The organism is Halorubrum yunnanense, assembly GCF_026586675.1.
GTDB classification, from domain to species: Archaea; Halobacteriota; Halobacteria; order Halobacteriales; family Haloferacaceae; genus Halorubrum; species Halorubrum yunnanense.
Map to the genome: position 1 here is coordinate 1 of NZ_JAODIX010000061.1, position 8,989 is coordinate 8,989.

Consider the following 8,989-nt stretch of genomic DNA (forward strand, 5'->3'; position numbering starts at 1 on the left):
ACTTTCCCCAAGTGACGGCGCGTATCCACGGCGTGAACGCCGTGGTATTGCGCCTGTTCAGGGTATAAACTCCACAACGCACTTATAAACGGAGCGCCTACTGACGCCTCCATGGCCGTCGCCGACTACGACTTCCACCTGTTCGACCTTGACGGCACCCTCGTCGACGCGGAGTGGTCGTACACCCGGGCGGTGTTCGACCGCGTCGGCGACCGGCTCGGTCGCCGATTCTCCGACCGCGAGGCGCGCGTCCTCTGGCACGGGCTTGGCGGCCCCCGCGGCGACACCCTCCGCGAGATGGGCGTCGATCCCGACGCCTTCTGGTCGGCGTTCCACGGGGTCGAGGACCCGGTCGCCCGCGCCGAGTCGACGTACCTCCACGACGACGCCGGCCGGCTGCTCGACCGCGTCGACGACGCCGGCGGCCCGACCGGCCTCGTCACCCACTGCCAGCGGTTCCTCGCCGAGCCCGTCCTGGACCGAGTGGACCTCGACGACCGGTTCGACGCGGTGGTCTGCTGTACCGACGAGACGGGCTGGAAGCCGGACCCCGATCCGATCGAGTTGGCGATGCGCGAGCTCGGCGTCGACCCGCGCGCGGACCGCGGCTACTACGTCGGCGACGGCGAGAGCGACGTCGGCGCGGCGTGGAACGCCGGGCTCGACGCGGTCCACGTCGAGCGCGTCGGCCACGAGGACCGCGGGCGCTGCGTGCTCGGCGACCGGCGCGTCAGTCGGCTCGACGAGCTGGTCGGGCCGACGTGAACGGGCCCGAGACCGAGTCCGACGTCAGGGGCCGGCGTCCCGCCGGACCCGCTCTTTGCCGCACTTCGCACACGACTCCACGACCTCGTCGGGGTCGATAACCACCGCTCGGCGCTCGTACCGGTGTCGACAGAGCAGGCGTTGGAGCGTCATCGTGTCTCGACACGATCCGCGTTCGGATAAGTAGCTTTCGTGAACACACACTATTATCCGTAATAGGTTGTGGTATTCTGAATATTCTGCACACAATTAAAAAAGACAGTGTCTACCCGCGACGCGTTGCTCGCACGGTCACTTCCGGACGGGCGCGGAACGCCCGGCGCCGTGACGGCGGCGTCGCGACGACCGAGGCGGTACCCGCGGCGTCGAGTCGGCCGCGACCGAAACGGTCGTGAGTCGGCGCGCGTTAGCCGACGCATGACGAAGTGGTTCCACAGCGGTCGCCGGCGCGACCTCTGCGCGCTGCTGCACGACGCCGGCGAGCTGCGGGCGCAGTCGCTGAAGAACCGGCTGGAGTCCCACTACGACGAGCGGATCGACCCCGGCTCCTTCTACGCGACGCTCCGGTCGCTGGTGGAGTCGGGGTTCCTCGACCGCCGGACCGAGGGGATCGCCGACGTGTACGCGCTCACCGACGCCGGAGAGAGGGCCCTCCTCGACCACTACGAGTGGCTCTCCGAGCGCGTCGGCGACCCGGTAACGACCGAACGGGCGGGAGCCGACGACGCCGCGGACCTCAAGGATTAACAACATCGGCGGACTGAGTTATTACATGACGGTCGTCAGCGTCTCGATGCCGGAGGAGCTATTGGAGCGGATCGACGGGTTCGCCGACGAACACGGCTACACCGGGCGCAGCGAGGTCGTCCGCGAGGCCTCGCGGAACCTCCTCGGCGAGTTCGAGGACGCCAAGCTGGAGGACAGAGAGCTGATGGCGGTGGTGACGGTGCTGTTCGACTACGAGACCACGAGCGTCGAGGAGCGGATGATGCGGCTCCGGCACGAGCACGAGGGCCTCGTCGCCTCCAACTTCCACAACCACGTCGGCTCCCGCTACTGCATGGAGCTGTTCGTGCTGGAGGGCCGGCTGGAGGATATCTCGGCGTTCGTCGGGAAGATCCGCGCGACGACGGACACGCTCACCGTCGACTACAGCGTGACCCCGGTCGACGAGTTCGGCGCCGACGCAGCGGGCGAGGGGGCCGACGACGAAGGCGGACACGGCCACGGCGGACACGGGAACGACGACGGATAGCGGCCAACTTCTAACCACCGACCGCTGAATCGACCGTACCGAAATCCGCGCCACGATCGTCGAGTTCACAACTCCAGCAGAGGTACCAGCAAATCGATTTCCCGGGTCAGGCTCTCCCGAGCGAATCTCTCCCGCTCGCGAGTTGCTCGCGACAGCATGCGGGGGAAGGGATTCGAACCTCACTCACTCCGCTCGCTTTGCTCGCTCCGTTCCCTGCTTCGAATCCCTTCCGGTCGGACTGCTGTCGCTCGCGAATTGCTCGCGACAGCATGCGGGGGAAGGGATTCGAACCCTCGAACCTCTACAGGAGCGGATCTTAAGTCCGCCGCTTTTGGCCAGGCTCAGCCACCCCCGCGCGGATTTCGGTTCCGGCGGCGGGGTGAAACGCCTTTCGGATGGAGCCGGCGTCTGGCGCGAGACCCGCCGATCGCGACCCCGAATTACCAGTCGACGGAGAGCGTCCCGTCGCCGTGCGGATCGGGTGCGATTTCGTCGTCAGTGCGCCGGTCAACGACGTGGATGACGCCCTGGTCTTTCTTCGCGGGACACACCTCGGCCGCGCGCACATTTTCCTCCAGCTCGTCCTCGCCGATGTAGTACGACTGCGGCTTTCCCATCGCGGTCTGCATGTCCATCACCCAGTTGTCGGCGACCTCGGCGCACTTCCCCGCGCCGAAGCACTTGTTGGCCTCGAAGACGATCTTGTATGGCTTCTCCTCTATCGGCGGCCCCTCGCCGCCGATGTCGCTCGCGCGCAGCACCTCGTCGTCGGCGTCCGCCTCCTCGCTCATACCCTCTCGTCGGCGACCGCGGGACTTTCGTCTGTCGGTCGTTCCCGGAGGTTGCGGTCGCCCGCGGCGCGAGCCCCCGTCCGCCTCACTCCTCAACGTGCTCCGCGAGGAGTCGCTCCGCGTGCTCCGTCGAGTCGGCGAGCTCCCAGCGCACCCGATCCGCGTCCCCGTACGCCAGCGCTTCCTTCAGTTCGTCGCGCAGCACGCCCGTGCCGAACCCGACCGCGTCGCCGTCGGCGTCGCCCAGCTCATATACCCCGTAGCGGCTCGGCGCGCCCCCGACCGTCGAGCGGTCGAGGTCGCGCCAGGGCTTCGCGAGGCTCATCTGGGCTCCCCCGCGGCGGTCATCGGTGCGCGTCGAGGCCGTCTTCGGGCCCCTCGACGATCTCGAAGCTCCCCTCCGTCCAGCCGTCCTCGACGAAGACGAACACGCGGCCCCCGGCGATCTCGGGGTCCGCGACCACCTCGTTGCGCCGGTCGGTCCGACCAACGATGACGCCGGGGAACACCTCGTCGCGTTCCCCCTCATCCACCATGACGCGACCGACGCCGGAATCCTCCAAGATCTCGTCGTCGGTGTTGTAGTCGTTGACGTACGTCATCACGCCCTCCGTCTCGGTCGGGTCGGTGACGAGCACGTGGGTCTCCTTGCCGGGACCGGCAGTCACCGATCCCTTGACCGCGTCCGGGGCGCCGCGGTAGAGGGTCGTCCGCCCGTCGAGGTACTCGACGACGACCCCCTCCTCGCGGAGGTCGATCCCGATCGAGGTCGGCGGGACGTCGCTGCGTGAAGGCGCTGACATACGCGTCGCTCGGACCGCCCGCCTCAAAAGGGGCGCGCTGTGCGGCGACCCCGACACCGCTCTCAGTCGCGAGAACCGGGCATGGCACATTTAAGTCCCCGCCGACGGGAAGATACGCTATGCAACGGACGCGACGGGGGCTGCTGGGCGCCGGCGTCGGGCTCGCCGCGGGGGCGGCGGGGTGTCTCGGCGTCCAGGGCGTCGAGTATCCCGACGCGGTCCCGGACGAGAGCCCTCCGGACGCGGGCGACGAAGGAAGCGACGGCGACGACGAGGACGAGGATCAAGTCGAGAATCCCGATCCGGTGTTAAACGAGCCGCTCGCGACCGCGACCCGGAACGTCGTCGACGACGCCGTCTGGTTCGCGACCGAGTACCCCACCGCGGTCGCGACTTACCGGGACGCGATCGCCGACGTGGTCGCCGAAATCGACGCCGTCAGGGCGGAGGCCGACGAGAGCGGCGCGGTGTCGCTCACGATGGCCGACCGGCTGAACGCCGCCGGGCGCGACGCCGCCGAACGCGCCGCGGAGGCGCTGGAACCGCACTTCCACCCGGAGGCCATGATCCGCGGACGGGCGCGGCGGCACGTCGAGGAGCTCCGGACGGTCGCCCCTCGGAACGACGTGGACCGGTTCCTCGAGGAACTCGACCGCATGCGCCGGGCGTTCGCCGGAATTGGCACCGCAATCTACGTCGCCGAGGCGTTCTCCCGTGACCCGATCCACAACCGCCTGCTCGACCGCCTGCTGTACCCCCTCCCCGAGGACGATGAGCGGCGGCGAGAGCTCCGGAGCGAGGCGTTCGTCGAGGTCGCGCTCGCGAGCCGCGGGTTCGCGGCGTTCGCGCACGAGCCGTACGACGACGAGCGGTACGACCGCCCCGACATTCCGCGGTTCTACGGGAGCGCGTTCGGGGCGGACCGCCGCGAGGAGCTCCGCGCCCGCATGGGTCCGGTGCCCCGACCCGAGGACCGGACCGAGGAGCTGGTCGTCGCGTTTGCGACCCGCCCGCCCGCCGGCGATCGCCCGGGCGAGACGTTCGAGGGATGGGCCTACGAGCTCGACGGGACGCCCCTCTACGTGCAGCGGTACCCGGACGGCGAGACGGCGAGCGATCGGCTGGACGCGGTTCTCGACGACGCGTCGACGGAAGGTCGCGCGCCGATCGATCCCGACGCGACCGCCGTGGGTTCGGACTTCTCCGGGAACGAGTCGAGTGACGGCGGCGACGACGGCGCAGGCGACGACGGCTCGACCGACGACGGCCCCGCTCGCTGGCACCGGCTCTACCACGACGAGGCCGAGGGCGAGCGCTACGGCTTCGACGAGCACGCCGGGATCCAGTACGGCTACGTCGTACGGGCCGGCGAGTTCCTGCTCGCGGCCGGGTTCTCCGGGGACGCGTGGGAGGAGCGCACCGGGTGGCAAGGCCGACTGGCCGACGGGTGGGCGGTGGTCTGATGAACGCGAACGGAGTCGGCCTCACGGCGGCGGTGTTCGCGGTCGTCGGAGTCGGCGTCGGGCTGGTCGCCGCGGTCGGGATGGGCTGGGCCGAGACCGCGCTCGCGACCGCGGCGACCGGCGAGACCGCCCGGTTCGCCCCGGTGTTCGTCGCGCAGTCGTACCTCGTCGCCACCGCCGCGGCGCTCGTCGGCGCGCCGGTCCTCGCGGGCGTGCTCGGCGTGCTCTTCGGGTCGGGGGCGTACGACGTCCAGGAGGCGGCCGCGACCTCGGGGGTCGGCGGCGGACTCGGGGCGGTGATCTACGGACTCGTCGTCGTCGTGCTCATCGTCGCCTCGCAGGGCGAGGCCGCGACGCAGGCACACGGGATCGCCGACGCGCTCGGACCGCTTCTCACGACCGCGGTCGTCGCCGGCGTCGTCGGCGCGGCGACCGGCGCGCTCGGGTCGGTGACGGGGTGACGGCCGTGAACCGAAACCCACCTTTAGGTCGCTCCGCGACGAGGGGGCGCCCGTGACGCCCTCGCCCTCCCGCCGGCGCCTCCTGGCCGCGGCCGTTCCCGGCCTGCTCGCCGGCTGTCTCGTGGAGTCGGACGAGAGCGCGGACGGGGGCGCGGGGCCGGACGCCGCCGACGGTTCCGATTCCGGAGGCGGGGACGCCACCGGCGACGACTCCACGGACGGCGAGGGAGCGAGCGCGGGCGACTCGACCGCCCAACAGACCGGCGACGAGCCCGTCCCCGACGAGGTCGGGCCGGACGGCGCCGGACTCGTGGTCACGAACGCCGACGTGCGCGGCGTCACCGACGACGGCTACGAGACGACGGTCGACGCGCGGCTCATCGTCGAGAACGCCGGCCGGTTCACCTACGGAACGGTCGAGTTCCGCGTCGACGCGTACGCGACGCGCCCGAACTCCCCCGACCGCGACTCGGTCGGTTTCGCCTACGTCACCCGCCGGTTCACGTCCGGGAATCGGTTCGACGACGGGACCCGCCGGTTCGACGTCTCGATCACGTTCCGGAGCCGGGAGACGAACGCGCGGGCCGACGTCGACTGGTACGAGGTCGACGCCGCGGTGCGGCGCGCGGAGCCGGTCTGAACCGAGAGTCTCGCCGTAATCGCTACCTCTTTGTCCGCGCTCGCGAGCCGTGAGTGCATGGAGGGACGGGCCGCGGCGCTCGGCGCTGGAACCGTGTTGAACGCGCTCGCGACGGGGTCGGGCGCCGCCTTCGGTATCGACGTCGAGGCGCGCGCGACGGTGACGCTCGACTCGGACGCCGAGGGCATCGACGGGACCATCGCCGAAGACCCGGACGGCGACACCGCCCTGATCGAGCGCTGCGTCGCGCTCGCGACCGGCCGGTGGGGCGACGGCGAGGGCGGCGCCGTCCGGACCGACAGCGACGTGCCCCTCGCGGCCGGGCTCAAGAGCTCCAGTGCGGCCGCCAACGCGACCGTACTCGCGACCTGCGACGCGCTCGGTCTGACGGTCGGGGACGGGAGTGCCGGCACCGGAAACGCCGTGGACCCGGCCGTCGACGTCACCCGCTTGGAGGCCTGCCGACTCGGCGTGCGGGCCGCCCGCGAGGCTGGCGTGACGGTCACGGGCGCGTTCGACGACGCCACCGCCTCGATGCTCGGCGGCGTGACCGTCACCGACAACGCGAGCGACGAGCTGCGCTCGCGCGAGGCCGTCGACTGGGACGTCCTCGTCTGGACCCCGCCCGAGCGCGCCTACAGCGCGGACGCGGACGTGGCCCGCTGTGAGGCCGTCGCGCCGATGGCGGACCTCGTGGCGGACCTCGCGCTGGACGGCCGGTACGCCGAGGCGATGACCGTCAACGGGCTCGCCTTTTCCGCCGCGCTCGGCTTCGACGCCGACCCCGCGGTCGAGGCGATGCCGCACGCGACCGGGGTGTCGCTGTCGGGGACCGGCCCCAGCGTCGTCGCCGTCGCGGACCCCGACGACCCCGAGACGGACCCCGATCGGGTCGCCGACGCGTGGGGCGACCGCCCCGGAACGCTGCGACGCACGACCACCAGGAACGACGGTGCGACTATCGAGTGAGTACACTATCGACCGATCCACAATCCACCAATGAGCGACACACCCAACACCGAGGACCGAAGCCTCGACGAACTGCGACACGAGATCGAAGATATCGACCGCGAGATCGTGGAACTGATCGCCCGCCGGACGTACGTCGCCGACACGGTCGCGGCCGTCAAGGCGGAGCGCGACCTCCCGACGACCGACGAGGGCCAAGAAGAGCGCGTGATGGAGCGCGCCGGCGACAACGCCGAGCGCTTCGACGTCGACGCGAACCTCGTGAAAGCGATTTTCCGGCTGCTGATCGAGTTGAACAAGGTGGAACAGCGTGAGAGTCGGTAGAGGAAAGAACGGCGGTTACAGGGCTTTAACTCCCCGATAAGTGTGCTGGTACGTCGATTCTTGACGTGGCCTTACGAATTTTGGGCTCGAGGAGCAGCCGGAAGATTCGACTGTATCTGCCGCACTCGCGGTTATAATAACCGTTTTGAGAACCACGCTTCGTTCAGTTGGTATTCCGTTCTCTGTCCGGAGTTATAGAATACAAGGAGAATACCCGCGCCTTTACGCGCGGGATGAATCCGACACCACGGAATCAATCCACGTCTCGACACTTGTCTGAGATTTCCAATTCCTACTTTTAATCGGCAGGCAACCCTCGGAAAAGCTAGGAATCAGGCGAGAACAGAGTGATTCTACCTCGTCCTACGATGGCGGCTTCGCCGCCCCAAGCAACCAAGCAATAATCGGAACCAGTCGATAACCGGCGAACCCTCACAGGATTCGACCGGAGTTGACTGCTGTAAGCAGCGTTAAACTAACTCCGAGTCCGTCGAGGTCTGCCGGACTCCCTGAGGCAAAAACAACTCTGGGAGTCCCTGTATGACGGAGGATAGGAGTACCGGGGGCTTGGCACTCCCAGCAGTCCCACTCGCCACAGTCCGTGAATCTCACACGGATTCTCACCGTGTCGGGGTTCGGTGAAACTGCAAACCTGAAATCTCCAACACTCAGGATTCCTCCGTGTTCACGCGGAGGAGGATGTCAATCCTCGTCGGTTGGTTCGAGTGGGACTCGCTCGACTTCGACATCTTCGTAGTCCTTCTCAGAGGAGAGCACGTCCATCCCTCGCGTTTCCGCGGTCGCTGCGTGGAAGGCGTCGAACGGCGTCATTCCCTCCTCGTAGTAGTTGACGGCTTTCAGCACGACCTGTTTCTCTTCTTCGTCCCGCACGGGTACGAGTTCGAGCAGGTTCGCCACCAGCGGAACGTAGTCGAACTTGTAACGTTCCCGAGCGAGGAGGAGTTCGAGATACGAGAACGGTGACGTTTCGACATCGTATGCGGCGAGAGCGTCCTCTGCGGAACTCTGTAACCAATCGGTATCTTTGGCGAGTGCGAGCAGGAAATCCGTCTCGACGTACACCGTCATCGGTCGCCGCCGGCTTCCTCAGCCTCGTCTTTCGCCTCTGCCCCGATATCCTCCCGAATTTCCTCGACGGATGCGTCGTGTAGTTCGCCTGCCGCCTCCCGGACAGCGACGAGTGGGTCGTCCGCGACCGGAATCAGCTCGATTCTGTCCTCGTACATAACGATGTGATACTTTTGGCCGTACTTCTCGCGCACCTCTTTCGGGATGTATAGCCGTCCCTGCCCGTCCGTTTCTGTTGACATAGCTGGTACTACGTTACCATGAATAAAGAATCTTACCACCAAACCGTGGCTAGTGGTGTCGACGGGGCGTTTCAGTAGCCTGTATGGTGGAATTCATCCATTTGAACAAAAGTTGAAGTACGTGTTTACCCTGAGAAGGATTTCGGCACTCTCTCGTAGGTTGCCCCTGACCTAACAGTAGAGCAAT

14 protein-coding genes and 1 tRNA gene are annotated in these 8,989 nt (G+C 67.9%); 8 read left to right on the forward strand and 7 right to left on the reverse strand.

Annotated elements, in window-relative coordinates:
* Window positions 1–111: 111 nt before the first annotated feature.
* Entirely contained in the window at window positions 112–765 is a 654-nt protein-coding gene (locus N5096_RS12995) for an HAD family hydrolase (protein WP_267665252.1), read from the forward strand.
* Between the two features lie 24 nt (window positions 766–789).
* Here N5096_RS12995 and N5096_RS13000 read toward each other — a convergent pair whose 3' ends face one another.
* Window positions 790–918, reverse strand: a complete 129-nt coding sequence (locus tag N5096_RS13000) for a hypothetical protein (protein WP_267665253.1) — start codon at window positions 916–918, stop codon at window positions 790–792.
* A gap of 264 nt (window positions 919–1,182) precedes the next feature.
* On the opposite strand from N5096_RS13000, the gene N5096_RS13005 reads away from it, so the two are divergent.
* Both N5096_RS13005 and N5096_RS13010 read left to right on the forward strand, forming a co-directional pair.
* Window positions 1,183–1,512 carry a PadR family transcriptional regulator gene (locus tag N5096_RS13005; RefSeq protein ID WP_267665254.1) on the forward strand — a complete coding sequence of 110 codons (330 nt, stop codon included), beginning with the start codon at window positions 1,183–1,185 and terminating at the stop codon, window positions 1,510–1,512.
* A gap of 25 nt (window positions 1,513–1,537) precedes the next feature.
* The gene (locus N5096_RS13010) at window positions 1,538–2,020 is read left to right on the forward strand and encodes a CopG family ribbon-helix-helix protein (RefSeq protein ID WP_267665255.1); all 483 of its coding nucleotides are present in this window, start codon (window positions 1,538–1,540) and stop codon (window positions 2,018–2,020) included.
* Window positions 2,021–2,290: 270 nt separating this feature from the next.
* Here the strand turns inward: N5096_RS13010 and N5096_RS13015 are convergent.
* The 4 genes from N5096_RS13015 to N5096_RS13030 form a co-directional block, all read right to left on the reverse strand.
* Window positions 2,291–2,375 (reverse strand) — tRNA-Leu (locus N5096_RS13015).
* Window positions 2,376–2,460: 85 nt separating this feature from the next.
* Window positions 2,461–2,811: a ferredoxin gene (locus N5096_RS13020; RefSeq protein WP_267665256.1), complete on the reverse strand. Its 351-nt coding sequence runs from the start codon at window positions 2,809–2,811 to the stop codon at window positions 2,461–2,463.
* A gap of 85 nt (window positions 2,812–2,896) precedes the next feature.
* On the reverse strand, window positions 2,897–3,136 hold the full coding sequence (locus N5096_RS13025) for a DUF7508 domain-containing protein (protein ID WP_267665257.1): 240 nt from the start codon (window positions 3,134–3,136) through the stop codon (window positions 2,897–2,899).
* Between the two features lie 19 nt (window positions 3,137–3,155).
* Window positions 3,156–3,614, reverse strand: coding sequence for a DUF5796 family protein (locus tag N5096_RS13030; RefSeq protein ID WP_267665258.1), 459 nt, complete (start codon window positions 3,612–3,614; stop codon window positions 3,156–3,158).
* A 119-nt stretch (window positions 3,615–3,733) separates the two neighbouring features.
* Here N5096_RS13030 and N5096_RS13035 point away from each other — a divergent pair, with 119 nt between their 5' ends.
* Genes N5096_RS13035 through N5096_RS13055 form a run of 5 tightly spaced genes read left to right on the forward strand, consistent with a single transcriptional unit; the run spans window position 3,734 to window position 7,471 of the window.
* Window positions 3,734–5,077 carry a hypothetical protein gene (locus N5096_RS13035; protein ID WP_267665259.1) on the forward strand — a complete coding sequence of 448 codons (1,344 nt, stop codon included), beginning with the start codon at window positions 3,734–3,736 and terminating at the stop codon, window positions 5,075–5,077.
* Complete coding sequence (locus tag N5096_RS13040; RefSeq protein WP_267665260.1) at window positions 5,077–5,538, forward strand: hypothetical protein; 462 nt, start codon at window positions 5,077–5,079, stop codon at window positions 5,536–5,538. Before N5096_RS13035 ends, N5096_RS13040 begins: the two co-directional genes overlap by 1 nt.
* 52 nt (window positions 5,539–5,590) lie before the next feature.
* On the forward strand, window positions 5,591–6,178 hold the full coding sequence (locus N5096_RS13045; protein WP_267665261.1) for a hypothetical protein: 588 nt from the start codon (window positions 5,591–5,593) through the stop codon (window positions 6,176–6,178).
* Between the two features lie 57 nt (window positions 6,179–6,235).
* Window positions 6,236–7,147 (forward strand): shikimate kinase, encoded by a 912-nt coding sequence (locus tag N5096_RS13050; RefSeq protein WP_267665262.1) that lies wholly within the window; start codon window positions 6,236–6,238, stop codon window positions 7,145–7,147.
* Between the two features lie 30 nt (window positions 7,148–7,177).
* A complete protein-coding gene (locus N5096_RS13055) occupies window positions 7,178–7,471 on the forward strand; it encodes a chorismate mutase (RefSeq protein ID WP_267665263.1) in 294 nt (97 codons plus the stop codon).
* Between the two features lie 702 nt (window positions 7,472–8,173).
* Here N5096_RS13055 and N5096_RS13060 read toward each other — a convergent pair.
* Together N5096_RS13060 and N5096_RS13065 are read right to left on the reverse strand one after the other, a co-directional pair.
* On the reverse strand, window positions 8,174–8,560 hold the full coding sequence (locus tag N5096_RS13060; protein ID WP_267665264.1) for a PIN domain-containing protein: 387 nt from the start codon (window positions 8,558–8,560) through the stop codon (window positions 8,174–8,176).
* Window positions 8,557–8,802 carry an AbrB/MazE/SpoVT family DNA-binding domain-containing protein gene (locus N5096_RS13065; protein WP_267665265.1) on the reverse strand — a complete coding sequence of 82 codons (246 nt, stop codon included), beginning with the start codon at window positions 8,800–8,802 and terminating at the stop codon, window positions 8,557–8,559. The genes N5096_RS13060 and N5096_RS13065 overlap by 4 nt, the downstream gene beginning before the upstream one ends.
* Window positions 8,803–8,989 lie beyond the last annotated feature (187 nt).